The organism is Streptomyces griseochromogenes (genome assembly GCF_001542625.1).
Taxonomy (GTDB): Bacteria; Actinomycetota; Actinomycetes; order Streptomycetales; family Streptomycetaceae; genus Streptomyces; species Streptomyces griseochromogenes.
In genome coordinates, this window is record NZ_CP016279.1 from 9008707 (window position 1) to 9029086 (window position 20380).

The following is a 20380-nucleotide window of genomic DNA, read 5'->3' on the forward strand; positions in this document are numbered from 1 at the left end:
TCCGGCCATTCACATCGGGCTGTTCACACATCCCGGGGGTCTAGGGGTTCTCCCACGCCGCCGGCTCCGCCGCCAGCGCCCGGACCGGCTCCGGCAGTGCGTCCGCCGCCAGGTCGGCGACGGTCACGCCCTCCAGGACGCGGCGCACATTGGCACGCAGGGCGATCCAGAGGGGGAGGAGGGGTTGCGCGGTTCCGGTGTAGGAGAGGTCCGTCGGGCGCTCTCCGCGTACCGACACGATCGGGCCGTCCACGCCCCGGATGACGTCGGCCACCGTGATCCCGGCCGCGGGCCGGGCCAGCCGGTAGCCGCCGCCCCCGCCGCGCCGGCTGTCGACGATTCCGGCACGTCGGAGGTCGCCCAGGATGCCCTCCAGGAACTTGTGCGGAATGTCCTGTACGGCAGCGATTTCCTCGGCCTTCACCGGGCCGCCACCCTGCCGTACGGCCAGCTCCAGTACCGCCCGTACCGCGTAATCCGCCCGTGCCGAGATCCTCATGGGTCCATTGTGGGGCGTACCTCCATGGAGAATGGCCGGACCGCGCCCCCGTAAGATCGCCCGGGAGGATCCACCTTGGCGCTCAGCAGACGTACCTTCAGTGCCCTGGCCGGCTCGGCCGCGCTCGGCTTCGCCCTGGGCGGCAGCGGCGGCCCCGGCGCGTCTTCGGCGTACGCCGCGCACAGTGTGCCGACGGGCCCGGCACCCGCCCCGCCGCGCGTCGACGGGAAGCGGCACACCATCGGGTACGACCAGTACTCGCTGCTGGTCGACGACCGACGGCTGGTCGTGTGGTCCGGCGAGATGCATCCCTTCCGGCTGCCGAGCCCGTCCCTGTGGCGGGACGTGCTGCAGAAGATGCGGGCGCACGGGTACAACGCCGTGAGCATCTACGTGTCGTGGAACTACCACTCCCCCGCGCCCGGCCACTACGACTTCTCCGGCGTCCGGGACCTCGATCTGTTTCTGCGCATGGCCGCCGAGACCGGGCTGTACGTCATCCTGCGGCCCGGTCCGTACATCAACGCCGAGATCGACGGCGGCGGCTTCCCGGGCTGGCTGACGGCGACGAGGGGGACGGCCCGCACCGCCGATCCGACGTATCTGTCGCACGTCGACGAGTGGCTGACACAGGTGAACCGGATCGCCCGGCGGCATCTGTTCACCCAGGGCAAGGGCACGATCCTGCTCTACCAGATCGAGAACGAGTACGACGCCCACGTCCACGAGGCGACCGGCAGGGACTACATGTCCCACCTGTACAAGAAGGTCAGGGCGGACGGGATCGACGTACCCCTGTTCCACAACGACAAGGGCAGGAACGGCCACTGGGTCCCGGGGTCGTTCGACACCGGCGGGGAGAAGGGCGGCTGGCTGTACGGCTTCGACGGGTATCCGTCGCCGTCCCAGACACCGCCGGACTGGGGGCTCTTCGGGCACGGCGGGCCCACCGGCGGGGCCACCGCCTCGCCGCGCACGCCCGGGTTCGTGCCCGAGTTCGGGGGCGGCTGGTTCGACCCGTGGGGCGGGGCCTGGTTCGACGGCAAGGGGTACGCCGAGTCCCGGCGCACCCGGGACGCGGCCTACGAGCGCCGCTTCTACCTGACCAACCTCGCCAACGGGCTCACCCTGCACAACGTGTACATGACCTTCGGCGGGACGTCGTGGGGGTGGCTGCCCGCTCCCGTGGTCTACACGTCGTACGACTACGGTGCCGCCATCGACGAGGGCCGGAACGTCACGGCGAAGATCGCGCCGATGCACCAGCTCGGGCATCTGCTGCAGCGCGTGCCCGACTTCGCCCGCCTCGACCGGGCGGCGGAGGTGAGGGCGGAGGGCCTGAAGGTCTACCACCTGACCAACCCGGACACCGGCACCCATGTGTACGTCGCCCGCAACGACGGCACGGCCCCGGTCACCACCGACCTGCCGACGGACGCCGGGGACCTGCGGATCACCGTGCCCGCGCACGACGCCCGCATGCTGACCACCGGGCTCAGGCTCGGCAAGCGGACGCTGAAGCACTCCACCGCGCAGCCCATGCTCTGCCTGACGGCCGGGCGGCAGGACGTCGCCGTGTTCACGGGGCGCTGGGGCGAGATGGCGGAGCTGGTCCTCAAGTGCCCGCAGGAGCCCACCGTCATCCGCCTCGACCCGGAGGCCGCCTGGGCGTACGACAGCAACGAGCTGCACGTCAACGCGCCCCTCGGACCGGGCGGTCTCACCCGTGTGCTGGTCGACAAGGGCGAGAGCGACACCCCACTGCTGCTGCTCTTCGCCGACGACGCCACCGCCGTGCGGATCTTCCCGTACGACACCCCCTCCGGAACCCTGGTGGTGTACGGCCCGGCCCTGCTGCGCCACGCCGAGCTGCGCGGTTCCGAGGTGCATCTGACCGGTGACATCACCGGGACGACCAGCGTGGAGGTGTGGGGGCCGCGCGGGATCGAGAGCCTGGTGTGGAACGGCCGGAAGGTGCCGACCCGGGTCACCCTGTCCGGCAGCCTGATGACCACCGGGATGGTGCCCTCCGTGCCCGAGGTGCGGCTGCCCCGGCTGGGCGGCTGGCGGATGCGGACGGAGAACCCCGAGGCCGGGCCGAACTTCGACGACTCGTCCTGGAAGGCCGCCGACAAGACGTCGTCGTACAGCGTCACTCCGGTCCCCGAGGACCAGCCGGTGCTGTTCGCCGACGACTACGGCTTCCACTACGGGGACGTCTGGTACCGGGGGACGTTCACGGACTCCTCCGGCATCGAGGAGGTCTCGCTCGCCTACAGCACCGGCACCCAGGGCCTGTTGATGGCGTGGCTGGACGGAGAACCGCTGGGCACCCACCGGACGCCGGTGCCGGACAAGGACACCACGGCCCGCAAGGGCAGTTGGGACGCCGCCGCCGTCTTCCCGGTCGGGGAACGGCTGCGCTCGCCCGGCCGGCACGTGCTGTCGGTCCTCGTCCGGCGCATGCAGCGCGACATGGACGGCAAGTCGCTGGACACCCACAAGGTGGCCCGCGGTCTGACCGCGGCCCTCTTCAAGGGGGACACGCCCGAGGTGAGGTGGCGCATCCAGGGCGAGGCGGCGCCGGATCCGGTGCGCGGGCCGCTGAACAACGGCGGTCTGTACGGGGAGCGGAAGGGCTGGCATCTGCCCGGCTTCCGTGACCGGGACTGGAAGGCGGTGAGCTTCCCGCGCGCCGAGCGGCGGCAGGGTGTGACCTGGTACCGGACGACGTTCCGGCTGTCGGTGCCTGCCGACATCGACGCCTCGGTCGGTCTGACCCTTCAGGACGACCCGTACCGGGCCTACCGGGCGCAGATCTTCCTCAACGGCTGGAACATGGGCCAGTACATCAACAACGTCGGCCCGCAGCACACCTTCGTCCTGCCGAACGGCATCCTGCGCACCCGAGGCACCAACACCCTCGCCCTGGCGGTCCTCTCGGAGTTCACCACGCTGTCCGGGCCGGGCGAGGTCCAGCTGACCCTGCTGGGCCGGGCGTCCGGGGGAACACCGGTGGCCCCGGTGCCCTCCCCCGGCCACTGAGTCCGCTCGGGCGAGCCGGATCACGGATGACCATCGGGACCTCGAACGGGGCCGTGGATTCGGAGCGTGCGCGCGTCAATGGGCCGCACGCGGGCTTCCGTTCACCTGCCCACGGAGTCGGTCATTCCATGTTGAACAACGGTCGCCGGATTGCATGACGTGAACACAGCCGGGCGCGTACCCTTCGGACGAGCCGCACACCGGCGGTGAGAAGGGGGACCGATGACCATCGCGGGTGCGCGGCAGCGGGCGGCGCGGCTGGCCGCACAGCTGTGTCGCTCCCGTCCCGGCTCGGCGATGCGCTCCCTGGCCGCCGACCTCGCAGCCGGCGTCCACGCCCGGGGGCAGGCGGCGAGCGACGTACGGGGCTTGTGCCAGGCGCTGTGCGAGGAGATGAGCGCCCGGCGCGCCGGGCGGCCGGTGAAGCTGCGCTTCGAGCGCTTCCCGGACGAGATCGAGGTCACCGGTCTGTGCGTGGAGTTCCAGGACTTCGACCTGGTCATCGTGGAGGAGCGGGCCGCGGCCATGCAGCAACTGGTCATCCTCGGGCACGAGTTGTGGCATCTGCATGCCGGTCACCGGCACCACGACCCGGCCGGGGCCGCCGCGGCCCGCGCGCTCGCGGACGAGCCCGCGCTGCGCGACATGGCGCTGACGGTGGTCGCCCGCAACGGCTCCCGGGAGGCCGATGAGGCCGAGGCCGACGACTTCGGCCACCGCCTGGCCACGCTGCTGCGGGACCGGCTCACCGGCCCCGGGCCCGGTACCCCGCTCGACCCGGTCCAGCGCTCCCTCGGCTATCGCGGACGCGGAGGAGCCGCGCGGTGACCCTCGCCCTCGACCCCGCGGGCATCCTCAGCGAGTTCTACATCTCCTTCTGGATCCCGACCGCCGTGCTCACCGCCGCCCTGGTGATCAAGCTGCCCACGATCATCCGGCTGTGGCGGGACCCGCTGCTGCGCGCGGTCGGCGGACTGCTGCTGCTCGCCTGCGGTGTGTTCGTGTTCTGCACGCCCTCCACGATCGCCGCCGTCAACCGGCTGACCGGCGTGCCCAACATCTCGGCACCCTGGTGCTATTCGCTGATCACCGCGTTCTGCGGGTCCTGTCTGCTGCTGATCATCACCTGGCGCAACGGCCTGTCCGACCGCTCGGCCGTCACCCGCCGCGCGCTGCGCTGGGTCGTCTCGGTCTACTCCGGGGTGATCGCCGCCCTGTGGGCACTGTTCCTGCTCGCCGACGCGCCCGAGGAGCGGCTGCGGGACCTGGACACCTACTACGCCACCACCCCGTTCATGAGCGAGGAGATCCTGCTCTACCTCGTCGCGCACGCCGTGGCCGTCCTGATCACCTCCAGGCTGATCTGGAACTGGGTGCGCACCGAGGGGCTGGACGCCTGGCTGCGCTGGGGACTGAAGCTGCTCGGCGCCGGCTACGTACTGAACCTGATCTTCGACGCGTCCAAGCTGACCGCCGTCACCGCGCGCTGGTGCGGGCGGAACCTGGACTGGCTCAGCACCGATCTCGCCCCGCCGGTGGCCGCGCTGTCCGCCATCCTGATCGCGGTCGGCTTCATCCTGCCGCACGCCGGCCAGTATCTGCACGACCGCTGGCGGGTCCGGCGCGCGCACCGCGAACTGGGGCCGCTGTACCAGCTGATGCGGTCCACGAGCGGTGAGGGCGTGCCGTTCGTGCTGCGGGCCACGCCCGAGCTGCGGCTGACCCGGCGCGAGACGTTCATCCGGGACGTACTGCTGCCGCTGGCCCGGCACATCGATTCCGGCCTGGGCAGGCGCTCGTACGACGCCGCGCTCGACCTCGGCCACCCGCCGGAGCGGGCCAGGGCGCTGGCGGCCGCCGTGAGCATCCTCGACGCGATCGAGGCCCGGCGCCGCAGCCCCGAGCCGGCCGAGCCCGCCGACGGGCCCGACACCACGAGCCTGCTCCAGGAGATCGGTGCGGTGTCCCGGGCCCTGCGCCACCTTGAAGAGATCGAGGCGGTACGCACCCGTGCGGCCGCCCCAGCAGAGAGCGTGCCCGTTCATGAGTGACCGCCCCACCACCGCTGTCGTCCTCGGCGGTTCCCTCGCCGGCATGCTCACGGCCCAGGCCCTGACCTCCTTCGCCGACCGGGTCACCGTCGTCGAGCGGGACGCGCTGCCCGAGGGGCCCGAGCCGCGCCGGGGCCTGCCGCAGGCCCGGCACGTCCACCAGCTGTGGTCGGGCGGGGCACGGGCCCTGGAAGAACTGCTGCCGGGGGTGACGCGACGGCTGCGGGCGGCGGGGGCACACCGGCTGCCGGTCACCACGGACATGGTGGGCCTGTCGCCCTACGGCTGGTTCCGGCGGTGGGCCGAGTCGCACCACATGATCCTGTGCAGCCGCGACCTGCTGGACGCGACCGTGCGCGCCCAGGTCCTCGCCGACGAACGGATCGAGGTCGTCGAGCGCGCCGAGGCGCTCGGGCTCACCGGCACGGCCGCGGCGGTCGCCGGCGTCCGGATCCGCACGCACGAGGGCGCCGAGGACGTGCTCACGGCCGATCTGGTCGTCGACGCGACCGGGCGAGGCTCGCGCACGCCCCGCTGGCTGGCCGGTCTGGGGCTGCCCGCGCCGCAGCGCCGGGAGGTCGACTCCGGCATCGCGTACGCGAGCCGGCTGTACCGGGCGCCCGAGCGGGCACGCGACGGCTTCCCCGTGGTGAGCCTCCAGCCGGATCCGCGGACGGGAGAACCGGGCCGCGGCGGAGTGCTCCTGCCGGTGGAGAACGGCCGCTGGATCGTGACGCTCTACGGCTCCCGGGGTGCCGAACCCACCGCCGACGCCGATGACTTCGCGCGCTACGCCCGGGAGGAACTCCGGCACCCGGTCATCGCCGAGCTGCTCGCCGAGGCGGAACCGCTCAGCGAGGTGACGGTCACCCGGACCACCGCGAACCGGCGCCACTTCTACGAGCGCATGCCGGCGTGGCCGGAGAACTTCGTGGCCCTCGGAGACGCGGTGTGCGCGCTGAACCCGGTGTACGGCCACGGGATGTCGGTCTCGGCGCAGTCGGCGCTGGCGCTGCGGGAGGTGATCCGCCGTCAGGGCGGCCTCGGCACCCCCGGCCTGTCCCGGCACCTCCAGAAGGCGGTGGGACGGACGGTCCGGACGGCCTGGGACCTGGCGATCGGGGCGGACGTGTTCTACCCCGGCGCCACGGAGTCCGGCCCCACCCTGCGCGACCGGGTGCTGTCCGCCTACGTCGGCCGCCTGCTGTACACCGCGACGGGCAACGGCCGTATCGCCCGCAGGGTCACCGACGTGACGTCGCTGGAGCGGGGGCCGGAGGTGCTGCTGGCTCCGAGCATGCTGATCGCTGCCGCGGTGGGGCCGTTGAAGCCTGCGCTGAGCGCTCCGCCGTTGACCGTGGAGGAGCGTAAGGCTGCGGGGGGTCTGTAAGGGCGGGTGCGGGCCGGTCGGGGCTGGTCTCGCGGGCGAGCGAGACCCGCCCCGGCCCGCGCACATGCCGCTCACCCCTCGAACGCCGGCTGCGGCAGTCCCTCCCCCGCACCCGGCACCACCAGCACCGAGCCGGACAGGGGATGCGGCCGGGACAGCCCCGTGCGGGCCGTGGTGATGTACAGGTCGGTCAGGTCCGGGCCGCCGAACGCACAGGCAGTCGTCCGCGGGGTCGGCAGGTCGATGACACGGTCCAGCTCGCCGGACGGCGTGTAGCGGCGCACCGCTCCCCCGTCCCACAGGGCCACCCACACACACCCCTGCGCGTCGACCGTCAGACCGTCGGGGAAGCCGGCGCCCCGCTCGATCTCCACGAGCGTGCGTCGGTTGCGGACGCCCTCGTCGTCGTGGTCGAAGACGTCCACGCGCCGGGTCGGCGTGTCGGCGTAGTACATCAGTCGGCCGTCCGGGCTCCAGCCGGTGCCGTTGCTGACCGTGACGTCGGGGAGGACGACACGTACCTCGCCGTCGCCGCTCAGCCGGGACAGCGTGCCGCCGCCCCGCGCCTCGTCGTAGCGCATCGTGCCCGCCCACAGGGACCCGTCGGGAGCGACGGCCGCGTCGTTCGCGCGGCGGCCGGGCACCGGCTCGTGGTGCAGCCAGCGGAAGGTGCCGTCGGGGTCCAGGAGGCCGACGCCGTCGCGCAGGTTCAGCACCAGCCCGCCGCCCGCGCGGGGCTTCGCCGCGCCGACGTGCTGCTCCGTCGTACGCACCGTACGGCGGCCGGACGAGGGGTCGTAGGTGTGTACGCGCATGCCCAGGATGTCCAGCCAGAGGAGGCGCCGTGTCGCCGGGTCCCAGGCCGGGCCCTCGCCGAGGGCCGCCTCGGCCCGGACGGCGGCCTCGTACCGGCTCACCCCATGCTCCGGTGCCCGAGCCGCTCCGACAGCTCCGTCGCGCCCTTCACGGCCAGTTCCGCCAGCTCCGCCCGGCGCTCGTCGCTCCAGCGGATCATGGGGACCGAGATGGACAGGGCGGCGACCACCTGGCCGGCGCGGTCGCGTACCGGTGCCGCCACGCAGGACACGTCCGGGTTGGACTCGCGGCTCTCCACCGCGATGCCGAGCTGCCGGATCCCGGCCAGGGCCTCGCGCAGGGCGGCCGGATCGGTGATGCTGTTGGGGGTCATCGCGGTCAGCTCGGCGCCGTCCGGGATCCGCGCCGCCAGCTCCTGCTCCGGCAGCGAGGCCAGCAGCATCTTGCCGACCGAGGTGCAGTGGGCGGGCAGCCGGCGCCCCGCGGCGGAGACCATGCGCACCGCGTGCGTGGAGTCGACCTTGGCGATGTAGATGACGTCGGTGTCCTCCAGGATCGCCACATGTACCGTCTCGTCGCAGGTCTCGGCCACCGAGCGGGCCACCTGCTGTCCCTCGGCCGCGAGGTCGAGCTGCTCGGCGTAGCGGCTGCCGAGCTGGTACGGGCGTACGCCGAGCCTGTACCGTCCGGGCTGTCCCGGCAACGGCACGATGTACGAGCGTGCGGCGAGCGTGGTGACCAGCTCGTGCACGGTGGTGCGCGGCAGCTGCAGCTTGCGCACGATGTCGGGGGCGGAGAGCGTCCCGTCCCCGTCGAGGAACAGCTCCAGAATGTCGAGAGCCCGGGTCACGGCAGGCACGAGGCGTCCCACGTCCGGCCCCCTCCCTTGGGTCTAAGCGCCTATGTTCGAGATTTCAACAGGCGATCGGCATGACGAACACAGGCTAGTCACGGGGAGGTGCGCGGGCAATGGCCCGGAGCGGGCCGGGCACCATGAAGGGCATGTACGTCGACTTCCAGCTGGTGCTGCTGCGCCGCATGGCCGACCACAATCCCGGCCTGGTCGAGGACGCCCGGCGGACCCTGGGCGCCTCGATCGCCGACATGCGGGAGGCCAACAAGCGTTGGCAGGCGATGGTCCGCTCGCCCCGCGCCCGCTCCGCCGCCACCCGGTACCGCTCGGTCCTCGGCGAGCCCGAGTCCGTCGCCCCGCGCCGCCTGGGCGATGTCGACTGCGAGGCCCGCTACTGGGCCCTGCCCCTCTGGCCCGGCCTGCGCTTCGAGGTGCTGGTCGGGCCGGACGGCGGGGTCTGGAACGAGTGGCTGGTGCGCGCCCCGGGCGCCCCGGCTCCGCGACTGGAGACCCTGGAGGACCTCGCCCCCTGGTCCTGCACCGTGGACGAGGCCGCCCGCGCCTTCGCCCCGGCCCGCCCGCTGGAGGGCACGGCCCCCACACGCTGGGGGCTGGCCTTCACCGCGCCCGACCGGGAGGGCGTACGGCTGGATGTGGTCGCCGAGTTCACGTGGGGGCTGCTGCAGCGGACGGCGCTCGTCGGCCTCGCGGACTGAGGCGTCAGTCCGCGAACCCGGTCGCCCTGGCCGGCTTCTCCCACGCGGTGACGTCCTCGCGGACCTGGTCGAGGTGGGTCAGGACCGCGTTCACCGCGTCGTCGCCGAGCGGCAGCCTGAGCGGGGTGCGCTCCGCCTCCAGCGCGGCCAGGATCACGGCGGCCGCCCTGGCCGGGTCACCGGGCTGCGTACCGTCGCCGCCTTCGACGAACCCGCGGGTCCCGCTCACTCCGGCGTACACCCCGCTGTCCGCGCTGAAGCCCGCCCCGCCGCCGAACAGCGAGGTCCGGAACGCGCCCGGCTCCACGATCAGCACCTTGACGCCGAACTCCCGCGCCTCGTCCGCGAGCGCCTCGGACATGCCCTCCAGCGCGAACTTCGTGGCGCTGTACGCCCCGAAGCCCGCGAAGGACATCTGCCCGCCCACGCTGCTCATCTGCACGATCGCGCCCGAGCGCCGCTCCCGCATGTGCGGCAGCACCGCCCGCACCAGGGCCGCCGGACCGAAGACATGCAGGTCGAACAGGTCCCGCAGCTCCTGGTCCGTGGTCTCCTCGACGGCACCGACGTGCGTACGCCCCGCGTTGTTGACCAGCACGTCGATCCGCCCGTGCCGCGCCACCACGTCCCGTACGGCCTCCTCGACCGCGGCCGTGCCGGTGACGTCCAGGCGCAACGCCTCCACCTGGTCGGGATGCGCGGCCACCAGGTCGTCCAGCGCCTCGGGGCGCCGGGCCGCGCCGACCACCACGTCACCCGCGGCGACGGCCGCCCGTGTGATCTCCCGCCCGAAGCCGCTGCTCGCCCCGGTCACCAGCCATACCTTGTTCACGGCAACTCCCCGTAAGTCCTTCGGGTTCTCGTCCTGACACGAACGAGCCTGCCGCCGCGGACCGTTGCCCGTCCAAGACCCATGGTGATAACCAACGGTTATGACGATCGACGTGCACGCCCGGGACCTGCGCTACTTCGTGGCGGTCGCCGAGGAACTGCACTTCACACGCGCCGCCGAGAAGCTGTACGTGTCCCAGCCCGCGCTCAGCAAGCAGATCCGGGTGCTGGAGCGCCAGTTGGGGGCCGAGCTTCTGCGCCGCGACCGGCACGGGGTGGCGCTGACGGCCGCCGGTGAGGCGCTGCTGCCGCACGCCCGTGAGGTGCTGGCGGCGTGGGAGGCGGGCGCGGCCGCGGTGGAGGCGGCCAAGGCGGCGCAGCGCAGCACGCTCGTGGTGGGCATGAGCACCAGCCCGGGCCGGGGCGGGCTGCTGCCGGCCATCCGCTCCCGCTTCACCGCCGCGCACCCCGAGGTCACCGCCCGGCTGCGCCAAGTGGGCTGGGAGGACCCGACGGCGGGTCTGGCGGACGGCAGCGCGGACGTGGCCTTCGTGTGGCTGCCGCTGCCCGACGAGGAGCGCTACGCCTGGACGGTGCTCGCCGAGGAGCCCCGCCTGGTCGCCCTCCCGGACACGCATCCGCTCGCCGTCCACGCCGAGATCGACTTCGCGGACCTGCTCGACGAGCCGTTCCTCGCGCTGCCGCACAGCGCGGGCCCGCTGCGCGGCCACTGGCTCGCCCTGGACACCCGCGCCGGCCGGCCGCCGCGCATCGGCGCGGAGATCGCCGGGGCGGAGGAGACGTACGAGGCGCTGGTCGCCGGCCTGGGCGTCTGTCTGGTCGCCGAGGGCAACGCCCCGCTGATCACCCTGGGCGGCGTCACCACCCGCCCCGTCCGCGGCATCGGCCCCAGCCGCTACGCCCTGGCCTGGCGCCGCGAGGACGCGGGGCGGCCCCTGGTCCGGGCGTACGCCGAGGCCTGCCGGGCCACGGTCGAAGGTCAGGACACTCCCGGGCGGGGCCGGTCAGCCATGTCCTGTTCATAACCCCCTCATTATCGAATTGGTGTGCAAAGAGTGCGTTGATCCCGGCCTGTGCGCGAGGGAGGGTTGGCGTCGTTCACCCCGGAACCCCACCGCCGCCCGAAACGGATCGGGCCGGCCGGTCACATCCGTCCGCCCCGATCCGTCATGGCAGTGGGCCACCACCGAGACGCAGATGATGACGACGGAGGAAACACGATGCATTCCCGCCTGCCCAACCCGCTGGACCTGGTTCCCGAACTGCGCGACCTGACGAAGGCGTTGTTCCAGACCACCGCCAACGGCTCCGTGCCGCAGACCACGATCGGCCTGATGCAACTCCGGGCCGGCCAGATCGTCGGCAACACCTATCTGACCGTCCTGCACACCGGCGGCCTGCGCAGAGCCGGGGAGTCGGAGGAGCGGATCACCGCGGTGGCCTCCTGGCAGGACGCGCCGTACTTCACCGAGGCCGAGCGCGCGGCGCTGGCGCTGGTGGAGGCCGTGCTCCAGCCCTCGGCGCACGGCGAGAGGGTCCCGGACGCGCTGTACGCGGAGGCGGCCGAACACTACGACGACAAGGCGCTGGCCACGCTGGCGATGGCGATCGGCCAGGTCACCTTCTACCTGCCGCTGGCCCTCATCGGCAAGCCGCTGCCCGGCAGGTCGCCCGCCGAGCAGTGGAAGCAGGCTCCGGCCGCCTGACCGGTCGGCCGGGTCCGGGGACGGGGGCACGCCGCCCCCGTCCCCGCCCCTCCACCGGCCTCAGTCCTGTGCGGCGGCCGCCAGGATCGCCTGTGTGACGCGCGGCAGCGAGGCCGGGTGCAGGAACAGGAACAGATTGGGCTCGACCAGCTCCAGCTCCATCACTCGCGGTTGTCCGTCCTCCCCGTCCACGAGGTCCACGCGCGCGTACAGCAGCCCCGGCGCGCCGCCGGGTACGGCCGCCAACGCCTTCTCGGCCACGGCGAGTTCCGCGTCCGTGGCCTTCCAGGGCTCCAGGTCGGGGTGGGCGACCTTGTCGGCGTCGTACGGGGTGCCGGAGGAGAGGACGGCGCCCTTGCGGCTGGCGTGCAGGAGGCCGCCGCCGAAGAACTGCAGCGCCCGCTCCCCGCTGACGTCGATGTCCCGCACATACGGCTGCACCATCGCGGTGAAGCCCTCCGCGTGCATCCGCGCCAGCTGCCGTACGGCCGACTCGTGCTCGGCGGGTGTGTAGCGGGCGGCGAACCGGGCGCCCGCGCCGGAGGTCGGCTTGATCACGTACTCGTGGTCGGCGGGCAGGCCGGCCGGCTCGCCCGGGGCGATGTACCGCGTGGGGACGGTGGGCACGCCGGCCGCGGCCAGTTCCCCGAGGTAGCGCTTGTCGCTGTTCCAGCGCACCACGGCGGCCGGATTGGCGAGGCGCGTCACCGCGCCGACTCGCTCCACCCACGCCGCGAACTCCTCGGCGCGCCAGCTGTAGTCCCAGGTCGAGCGTATGACGACGAGATCATGGTCACCCCAGTCGGCGTCCGGGTCGTCCCAGTACCGGCTGTCCGCCTCGGCCCCCGCCTCCCGCAGGGCCCGCACCAGTACCGGCAGGTCGCTGTCCTTGCTCGGCTCGGCTCCGGGGTCGTAGGTGGCGAGTGCTATGCGGGGCACGCCGGTCTCCCTGTCGTACGACGGTTCGATCAGCGGCGAGGCTAACAAGCGCCCGGGGAACCGGAACAGCCCATTTGACCTTCCCCTTCGGGGAAGCCCCAGCATCGGTGGCGGAAGCGAGGAACGCGAGATTCCCAGGACGCCGAGGTACTCATGGAGCTGCTGACGATCGGGGCCTTCGCCAAGGCGAGCAGGCTGTCACCGAAGGCCCTGCGGCTCTACGACGAGCTGGAGCTGCTGCGGCCCGCCCGGGTCGACCCGGACACCGGCTACCGGTACTACGCCGTGGAGCAGTTGGAGCGGGCCCGGCTCGTCGCCTGGCTGCGGCGGCTGGGCATGCCCCTGGCGGAGATCCGCGGGGTGTGCGCCCTCGACGCGGCGGGTGCCGCGGCGGAGATCCGGGCGTACTGGGCGCGTGTCGAGGCCGAGACCGCCGTACGGCGGGATCTTGCCGCGTTCCTCGTCGACCAGCTGACCGGAGAGTCGAGAAGGGACCACACCACCATGCTGGAACTGCGATATTCCGCCCATTCCGACCGTGGGCACGTCCGTCCGGCCAACCAGGACACCGTGTACGCGGGCCGCAGGCTGCTCGCCGTCGCCGACGGCTGCGGGCCGGCGGGGGCGCTCGCGAGCAGCACCGCCGTGGAGGCCCTGAAGTTCCTGGACGAGGGCGAGGAACTGGCGGCGGGCAGTGTGCTGAACCTCCTGGAGGAGGCCGTGCGGGGCGCGAACGAGGCGATAGGGGATCTGGCGGGCGACGGGGAGGAGGCCGTCGGCAGCACGCTGACCGCTCTGCTGTGGACGGGATCGAAGCTGGCGCTCGTGCACATCGGGGACTCGCGGGCGTATCTGCTGCGGGACGGTGAACTTTTCCGGATCACCCACGACCACAGTGTCGTGCAGTCCCTGCTCGACGAGGGGCGGTTGACGCCGGAGGAGGCCGAGAGCCATCCGCAGCGGGCTCTGCTGCTGAAGGCTCTGGGCGGGGGTACGCCACCGGCTCCGGATCTTCGGCTGCACGAGGCTCTCGCCGGTGACCGGTATCTGCTGTGCTCCGACGGGCTGACCAGGGTTGTCCCGGACTCACGGATCAAAGAGCTGCTCGGTGGGGAGGATGCCGTTCATGCGCTGGTCGACGAGGCGAATGCGGCGGGCGGTCCTGACAATGTGAGCTGTGTGGTCGCCGACGTCGTTTCACCCACCCGTCCGCCCGTGACTGCCGGGTAGCAGTGGCTGCCGGGTAGAAGTGGCTGTATGGCGATTCTCGGCACCGATTCGTACACCGGCATCGACGGACTCCCGCCCCTCGTACGGGATGCCCTGACCGCCGCCCGCGCCTCCGGCTTCGCCCACTCCTGCCGTCCCGAACAGGGCCGCCTGCTGCACGCCTTGGCGGGCGGCGCCCCGGCGCGGATCGGTGAGACCGGGACCGGGCTGGGGGTGGGGCTGGCCTGGCTGGCCTCGGGGGCGGGGCGGGGGGTGCGGCTGTACAGCGTGGAGCGGGATCCGGAGCGGGCGCGGGCGGCGGCCGGGGTCTTCGCCGGTCGTCCCGAGGTCACGGTGCTGTGCGGCGACTGGCGGCGGATCGAGGCGTACGGGCCCTTCGATCTGCTCGTGCTCGACGGCGGCGGGCAGGGGAAGGCGGCCGCGGACCCGCCCGCCGACGTCGAGCGGCTGCTCGTGCCCGGCGGGACGGTCGTCGTCGACGACTTCACCCCGGCGACCGGCCGGCCGCCGCTGCACGAGGGTGCCCCGGACCTCCCCCGACTGCACTGGCTGGCGCATCCCGCCCTCCGCGCGACCGAACTGCGCCTCGCGCCCGACCTGAGCACGGTCGTGGGGACGAGGGTCCTGGTGTAGGAATTGTGCTGTCGTCCCCCGAGTTCCGGGAGTCCTCCGAGACTTCCGACAGCTTTCTCCGACAGCTAAGGAGTGCGCCGCGTGACTTCCCTCCTTCCCGCCCTGACGGACGGTCCGGGCGAGCGGGTCGCCCTGCGGTTCGGCGAACGTTCCTTGACGTACGACGGGCTCGCGGGCGCCGCGGGCGCGCTCGCCGAGCGGATCCGCGGCGCCGGCCGGGTGGCCGTGTGGGCGACGCCGGAGCTGGAGACCGCCGTCGCGGTGACGGGTGCGCTGCTCGCCGGGGTGGCCGCGGTGCCGCTGAACCCGAAGTCGGGCGAGAAGGAGCTGGCGCACATCCTCTCCGACAGCGCGCCCTCCCTCGTGCTCGCCGCGCCCGGCACCGAACTGCCCGCCGCCTTCGGAGACTTGGAGCGGCTCGACGTCGACGCGTCCGCCGTCGGCGGCGTCCCGGCCGAGGAGTTCTCCGACGACGACGCGGCGCTGGTCGTCTACACCTCCGGCACCACCGGCCCGCCCAAGGGCGCCGTCATCCCGCGCCGGGCTCTGGCCACCACCCTGGACGCGCTGGCCGACGCCTGGCAGTGGACGGCACAGGACGTGCTGGTGCACGGGCTGCCGCTGTTCCATGTGCACGGGCTCGTCCTGGGCATCCTCGGCCCGCTGCGGCGCGGCGGGTCGGTGCGGCACCTGGGGCGGTTCAGCACCGAGGGCGTGGCACGGGAGCTGAACGACGGCGCGACCATGCTGTTCGGGGTGCCGACGATGTACCACAGGATCGCCGAGACGCTTCCCGGCGACCCGGAGCTGGTCAAGGGCCTGGCCGGGGCCCGGCTGCTGGTGTCCGGGTCGGCCGCGCTGCCGGTGCACGACCATGAGCGGATCGCGGCCGCGACCGGGCGGCGGGTGATCGAGCGGTACGGGATGACCGAGACGCTCATGAACACCAGCGTGCGGGCCGACGGTGAGGCCCGTGCGGGAACCGTCGGTGTGCCGCTGCCGGGGGTCGGGCTGCGGCTCGTGGAGGAGGACGGCTCGGAGGTGGCCGGGTACGACGGGGAGACCGTCGGCGAGATCCAGGTGCGCGGCCCGAACCTGTTCACCGAGTACCTGAACCGGCCCGACGCCACCGCCGCCGCGTTCACCGCCGACGGCTGGTTCCGCACCGGTGACGTGGCCGTGCGGGAGCCCGACGGGTACGTGCGGATCGTCGGGCGCAAGGCCACCGATCTGATCAAGAGCGGCGGGTACAAGATCGGGGCCGGGGAGATCGAGAACGCGCTGCTGGAGCACCCGGGGGTACGGGAGGCGGCGGTCACCGGGGAGCCGGACGCGGACCTGGGCGAGCGGATCGTGGCCTGGATCGTCCCGGTGGACCCGCAGTCGCCGCCCGCCGCCGAGGAGCTGGCCGGTCATGTGGCCGCGCGGCTGGCCCCGCACAAGCGCCCGCGCGTGGTCCGCTATCTGGACGCCCTGCCCCGCAACGACATGGGGAAGATCATGAAGCGGGCGCTGGTGGCCGATGCCTGAGCGGCACTCCGCGCGGGACATACTGGCGCTGGTCGCGGACGAGGCGACCTTCGACGAACTCCCCGGCAGGACCAGGGCCCCGAAGACCGACGGCCCCCTGGGCTGGCGGGGTTACGACGCCTCGCGCGCGCGTGCCGCCGAGCGCACCGGCGAGGAGGAGTCCGTCGTGTGCGGCACCGCGACCGTCGCGGGCACCCGGGCCATGCTGATCGCGTTCGAGTTCGGCTTCCTCGGCGGCTCCCTGGGTGAGCGCACCGGCGACCGTCTGGAGGCGGCGTACGCGCACGCCCGGGCGCACCGGCTGCCGGTCGTGCCGCTCGTCGCCACCGGCGGCAGCCGGATGCAGGAGGGGATGCTCGCGCTGACCCAACTCCAGCGGGTGGCCCGTCAGTCGGCGCTCACCCGGGAGGCGGGTCTGCCGCAGATCGCCGTCCTGCGGGACCCGACGACCGGCGGCGGCTGGGCCACCCTCGGCGCCGGAGCCGATGTGATCCTGGCGCTCCCAGGGGCCCAGGTGGGCTTCGCGGGTTCCCGGGTGCGGCCACCCGACGCGGACCCGGCGGCCTACACGACCGAGGCGCAGGTGGCCGCGGGTTCGGCCGACGCGGTGGTGCCCGTGGCAGAGCTGCGGGAGACGCTGGGGTCATGGCTGCGGCTGCTCACCGACCCGGCGCCGGAGGCTCCCGTACCGCACGCCCTCGGCGCGGCCGCCCTCCCCGCCACCGGCTGGGAGGCCGTCGTCCGCGCCCGTTCGTCCGAACGCCCCCGCGCGCACGCCTACTTGGACGCCTACTTCACCCACCGGGTCGCGATCGTCGGCGACCGCTGCGGCGGCAGCGACCCCGCGGGCATGCTGTGCGGGTTCGGCGAGCGGGACGGCCGTACCGTGGCGTACGCGGCGCAGACCGGGACGGCGACCCGGCCCGCGGGGTACCGCACCGCGGCCCGGCTGATCCGGCTCGCGGACCGGCTGGACATACCGGTGCTGACGCTGGTGGACACGCCCGGTGCGGCCAACGACGCCGAGGCGGAACGGCAGGGCGCCGGGGCCGCGATCGCGGAGGTGTTCGGGGCGGTGGCCGGCGCCCGGGTCCCGGTCACCACGCTCGTCATCGGCGAGGGCGGATCCGGCGGGGCGCTCGCGCTGGCCGCGCCCGGCAACACCTGGGCCACGCCGGACAGTTACTTCTCGGTGATCGCCCCGGAACTCGCGGCGGCGATCCTCAAGCGCCCGGAGGACGAGGTGGAGGCGACCGCCGAGCAGCTGCGCGTCCGGCCGCAGGACCTGGTGGAGCTGGGGGTGGTCCGGGGCATCGTCGAGGCCGTGGACCACCCCGGGTCCTGATCCGGCGCACCCTCACCGCCCGGATGATCTCCTGGGTCACCGCTCCGCCCCTGTCGTCGTGGGCGGAGGCCCGCAGGGAGATGTGCCCGGCGTCGCGCGGCACGGTCAGCGTGCCGCGCCAAGAGGCGCCCCGACCGGTCAGGGGGACGGCCCGCCAGGTCGTGCCGTCGTCGTACGACACCTCCAGGCGGCCGCCGCCGAGGGTGCCGGTGCCGGACGCCTTCGCCACGTACTCGGCACCGAGCCCGACCGGAATCCGCTGCCCGCCGCGCACTTCGCCCGCGAGGTCGGTGCCGATGGTCCAGGGTCCCGGCCCGCAGATACGGCAGTGCCTCGTCCGGTACGACGGTGATGTCGCCGCGGCTCGTCTGCGTACGTACCGCGCCGGCGGCGCCCAGGGGCCGCCGCACGGTGACCGTCTTCCTCCCGTGCCCGAGGCCGGTGACGGTCACCTGGTCGCCGGTGACGAGGGTGACGGTTCGGGCGGCGCCCCCGGTTGCTCCTTCCGGGGTGCCCCGGGTCGCGGTGACGGCCTGGCGCGCGAGAGCCGGGGGCGTCGGCGACAGGGCGATCACAAGCCCCGTCGCGAGCAGCGCCGCCCCAAGGCCGCGCTGGGCGGGGACCGAACCGGAGACAGCCCCACTCCCCGTCCGCAACAATGGAGTCGGCCAGTGGATCAAGAACACGGGGGGACGACGCCATGAACAGGCTGATGGAGTTCACCACGGAGGACGGCGCCGTCGTCATGGTGGAGGCCACCGAGGGCGCGAGCGGAACCCGGCTGGTCTCCCGGGGCGAGGGCGGCCCGGCGGCCCAGACCGCCCGCACCTTCGAGGGCGCCCTGGACGGCGTGCGCGCGGCGGCGCACTCCGCGCTGCGCGTCTTCCGCGACGGCAGCCTGCGGCCCGACTCCGTGGAGCTGGAGTTCGGGGTGAAGCTGAGCGCGGAGGCCGGTGCGGTGATCGCCAAGGGGGCCGCGGAGGGGCAACTGGTCGTCAAGTTGAGCTGGTCGTCGAAGGACACAGGGCCGGCCGGCGCGGACGGCTCGGTTCTGGAGCCCACCGCCCGCTCATGAGCGGCGCCGCCTGGCACGCCCGGATCGAGTACGGCGGCGCGGTCGCCGGGGCGGGCTTCCTGGTGGCCCCACGCACCGTGCTGACCTGCGCGCATGTCGTGCGGGACAGCGAACCGGGGCTGCTGACCGTGTCGTTCCCGAACCGGCCCGACCTCGGCGTGCTGTCCGCGGTCGTCAGCGTGGACGGGGGCTGGGCGGGGGGTGAGACCGACCCCGGGGATCTGGCGGTCCTGCAGCTGGCCTGTGAGGTGCCGCTCGCCCCGGCCGGTTTCGCGCCTCCGGGGGCCGAACAGGGGTGGCCCCCGCCCGCGTTGGAGGCCTACGGCTTCCCGGACGGCTACGACGAGGGCCAGCTCGCCGAGTACCGTGCCGTGTCGTCCACGCTCATCGCCGGCGAATGGGTGCAGCTGGAGGCGGTGACCGGCCATGGGCAGCCGCTGGCGCACGGTTTCAGCGGGGCCGCGGTGACCCTGAAGGACGGCCGGGTGGTCGGCATGGTCGCGCAGGTGGCGGGTGAGCGGGACGTCCGCGTCGCCCGGATGCTCCCCACCGAGGTGATGGCCCGCTACTGGCCCGGACTCGGCGAGCTGGTGCCGGCCTGCGACGGCGGCCAGGACCCGACGCGGCGGCTGTACGACCTGGTGCGGCGCGCGGAGACGGCCCGACTGGACTGCGCACCGGACCGGCTGTACCGGCACGCCGTGGGTCTGTTCGGCCCGGACCTGCCCCCGGACGGCTTCGCGTCCCTGCGGTCGGCGGCCGCCTACGTGCAGTGGCAGGTCGAGGACCCGGACGCGGTGACACGGTTCGCCGAGCGCCTGGCCGAACTGCTGGACACCCCGCCCACGCCCGCGGCCCCCGCTCCCGCCTGGTCCCCCATCCTCGTCGAGCTGGACCGCAGCGGCGAGGGCCGCGACCGGGTCAGCGTGCGGGTGTCCGTGTACCGCCACGGACAGCGCCGCCCCGTGGGCGCGGTCCGGCTGCCCCGCGGCGGGGTACGGGCGTACGTCCAGGAGCACATCGACCAGGCGTTCAGCCACCTCGCCCCGGACGCCGAGCAGCTGCTCGCCTTCGTCCTGCCGCGCGAGTGGCTGAACGAACCGGTCGCGCAGTGGGAGTGCGGCCCGGAGGACTCCACCCCGCTCGGCTGTGCGCACCCCCTGGTCGTGACCGACCGCTCCCGGCACCGCAATCCCCGTCTGCGCCACCACCTCGCCAAGAAGTGGCTGAAGCTGGAAGCCGGTTCCGCGGACGGCCTGCACCGCGTGGACTGCGGTGGCCGGGAGCGGCCGCCCAGCCTGCGCAAACGCCTGCGGGAGGAGGACGCGGACCTGGCGGGCTTCGCCGCCCCGCCGGCCGCCGTGCCGGGTCACTTCGAGGTCGGCCTGAACATCCCGGTCCCGGTGCTGCTGTGGCCGCGCACGGGCTGCCCCGGCACCGAGCACGACACGTCCGCCTGCGCGGGAACCGTCTTCCTCGACGGCCTCGCCCCCTGCCTCGACGGTGTTCCGCCGACGGAACTCCCCCGGCACGTCCAGGCGTTGCGGGAGGAGGCAGCAGCGGACGAGGACCCCGACCGGCACTGGGCCAAGGACGTGCAGCTGCTGTGGGACGACCCCCGCTGTTTCCCCGAGCCCGCCGCGAGCCTGCACACCCCCGTCGCCTGAACCACCGCACCGAGCACCCAACGGAGAAGAAGG

General features: G+C 73.4%; 18 protein-coding genes and 1 pseudogene. 13 read left to right on the top strand and 6 right to left on the bottom strand.

Annotated elements, in window-relative coordinates; genetic code table 11:
• Window positions 1–40 precede the first annotated feature (40 nt).
• Complete coding sequence (locus AVL59_RS39215; protein ID WP_067314109.1) at window positions 41–499, bottom strand: RrF2 family transcriptional regulator; 459 nt, start codon at window positions 497–499, stop codon at window positions 41–43.
• A 75-nt stretch (window positions 500–574) separates the two neighbouring features.
• Here AVL59_RS39215 and AVL59_RS39220 point away from each other — a divergent pair, with 75 nt between their 5' ends.
• The 4 genes from AVL59_RS39220 (at window position 575) to AVL59_RS39235 (ending at window position 6985) form a co-directional block, all read left to right on the top strand.
• Window positions 575–3544: a beta-galactosidase gene (locus AVL59_RS39220; RefSeq protein ID WP_067314111.1), complete on the top strand. Its 2970-nt coding sequence runs from the start codon at window positions 575–577 to the stop codon at window positions 3542–3544.
• A 222-nt stretch (window positions 3545–3766) separates the two neighbouring features.
• Window positions 3767–4372 (top strand): toxin-antitoxin system, toxin component family protein, encoded by a 606-nt coding sequence (locus tag AVL59_RS39225; protein WP_208870525.1) that lies wholly within the window; start codon window positions 3767–3769, stop codon window positions 4370–4372.
• Complete coding sequence (locus AVL59_RS39230; RefSeq protein WP_067314113.1) at window positions 4369–5595, top strand: MAB_1171c family putative transporter; 1227 nt, start codon at window positions 4369–4371, stop codon at window positions 5593–5595. The genes AVL59_RS39225 and AVL59_RS39230 overlap by 4 nt, the downstream gene beginning before the upstream one ends.
• Window positions 5588–6985, top strand: a complete 1398-nt coding sequence (locus AVL59_RS39235) for an FAD-dependent oxidoreductase (RefSeq protein ID WP_099053200.1) — start codon at window positions 5588–5590, stop codon at window positions 6983–6985. The genes AVL59_RS39230 and AVL59_RS39235 overlap by 8 nt, the downstream gene beginning before the upstream one ends.
• Window positions 6986–7056: 71 nt before the next feature.
• On the opposite strand, the gene AVL59_RS39240 is transcribed toward AVL59_RS39235, so the two are convergent.
• On the bottom strand, window positions 7057–7902 hold the full coding sequence (locus AVL59_RS39240) for an SMP-30/gluconolactonase/LRE family protein (RefSeq protein ID WP_067314115.1): 846 nt from the start codon (window positions 7900–7902) through the stop codon (window positions 7057–7059).
• Window positions 7899–8672: an IclR family transcriptional regulator gene (locus AVL59_RS39245; RefSeq protein WP_067314117.1), complete on the bottom strand. Its 774-nt coding sequence runs from the start codon at window positions 8670–8672 to the stop codon at window positions 7899–7901. The genes AVL59_RS39240 and AVL59_RS39245 overlap by 4 nt, the downstream gene beginning before the upstream one ends.
• 98 nt (window positions 8673–8770) lie before the next feature.
• On the opposite strand from AVL59_RS39245, the gene AVL59_RS39250 reads away from it, so the two are divergent.
• Window positions 8771–9370, top strand: coding sequence for a hypothetical protein (locus AVL59_RS39250; protein WP_067314119.1), 600 nt, complete (start codon window positions 8771–8773; stop codon window positions 9368–9370).
• A 4-nt stretch (window positions 9371–9374) separates the two neighbouring features.
• On the opposite strand, the gene AVL59_RS39255 is transcribed toward AVL59_RS39250, so the two are convergent.
• Window positions 9375–10202 (bottom strand): SDR family NAD(P)-dependent oxidoreductase, encoded by an 828-nt coding sequence (locus AVL59_RS39255; protein ID WP_067314121.1) that lies wholly within the window; start codon window positions 10200–10202, stop codon window positions 9375–9377.
• 100 nt (window positions 10203–10302) lie between these two features.
• Here AVL59_RS39255 and AVL59_RS39260 point away from each other — a divergent pair, with 100 nt between their 5' ends.
• Both AVL59_RS39260 and AVL59_RS39265 read left to right on the top strand, forming a co-directional pair.
• Complete coding sequence (locus tag AVL59_RS39260; protein ID WP_067314123.1) at window positions 10303–11247, top strand: LysR family transcriptional regulator; 945 nt, start codon at window positions 10303–10305, stop codon at window positions 11245–11247.
• A gap of 195 nt (window positions 11248–11442) precedes the next feature.
• Window positions 11443–11928, top strand: coding sequence for a carboxymuconolactone decarboxylase family protein (locus tag AVL59_RS39265; protein ID WP_067314125.1), 486 nt, complete (start codon window positions 11443–11445; stop codon window positions 11926–11928).
• A 60-nt stretch (window positions 11929–11988) separates the two neighbouring features.
• Here the strand turns inward: AVL59_RS39265 and AVL59_RS39270 are convergent, their stop codons facing one another.
• Window positions 11989–12867 (bottom strand): ATP-grasp domain-containing protein, encoded by an 879-nt coding sequence (locus AVL59_RS39270; RefSeq protein ID WP_067314127.1) that lies wholly within the window; start codon window positions 12865–12867, stop codon window positions 11989–11991.
• Between the two features lie 153 nt (window positions 12868–13020).
• On the opposite strand from AVL59_RS39270, the gene AVL59_RS39275 reads away from it, so the two are divergent.
• The 4 genes from AVL59_RS39275 to AVL59_RS39290 all read left to right on the top strand — a co-directional run bounded on the left by AVL59_RS39275 (window position 13021) and on the right by AVL59_RS39290 (window position 17605).
• Entirely contained in the window at window positions 13021–14097 is a 1077-nt protein-coding gene (locus tag AVL59_RS39275; RefSeq protein WP_067314129.1) for a MerR family transcriptional regulator, read from the top strand.
• Between the two features lie 27 nt (window positions 14098–14124).
• Window positions 14125–14730 carry an O-methyltransferase gene (locus tag AVL59_RS39280; protein ID WP_067314131.1) on the top strand — a complete coding sequence of 202 codons (606 nt, stop codon included), beginning with the start codon at window positions 14125–14127 and terminating at the stop codon, window positions 14728–14730.
• An 81-nt stretch (window positions 14731–14811) separates the two neighbouring features.
• Window positions 14812–16260 (top strand): acyl-CoA synthetase, encoded by a 1449-nt coding sequence (locus AVL59_RS39285; RefSeq protein ID WP_067314132.1) that lies wholly within the window; start codon window positions 14812–14814, stop codon window positions 16258–16260.
• Window positions 16253–17605 (top strand): carboxyl transferase domain-containing protein, encoded by a 1353-nt coding sequence (locus AVL59_RS39290; protein WP_099053201.1) that lies wholly within the window; start codon window positions 16253–16255, stop codon window positions 17603–17605. The genes AVL59_RS39285 and AVL59_RS39290 overlap by 8 nt, the downstream gene beginning before the upstream one ends.
• Window positions 17606–17609: 4 nt before the next feature.
• Here the strand turns inward: AVL59_RS39290 and AVL59_RS55290 are convergent.
• A pseudogene (locus AVL59_RS55290) lies at window positions 17610–17903 on the bottom strand (hypothetical protein); the annotation flags it as partial.
• A gap of 402 nt (window positions 17904–18305) precedes the next feature.
• Here AVL59_RS55290 and AVL59_RS39295 point away from each other — a divergent pair.
• Window positions 18306–18680: a CU044_2847 family protein gene (locus AVL59_RS39295; RefSeq protein WP_067314134.1), complete on the top strand. Its 375-nt coding sequence runs from the start codon at window positions 18306–18308 to the stop codon at window positions 18678–18680.
• Window positions 18677–20347, top strand: coding sequence for a VMAP-C domain-containing protein (locus tag AVL59_RS39300; protein ID WP_067314136.1), 1671 nt, complete (start codon window positions 18677–18679; stop codon window positions 20345–20347). Before AVL59_RS39295 ends, AVL59_RS39300 begins: the two co-directional genes overlap by 4 nt.
• The last annotated feature ends 33 nt before the right edge of the window (window positions 20348–20380 follow it).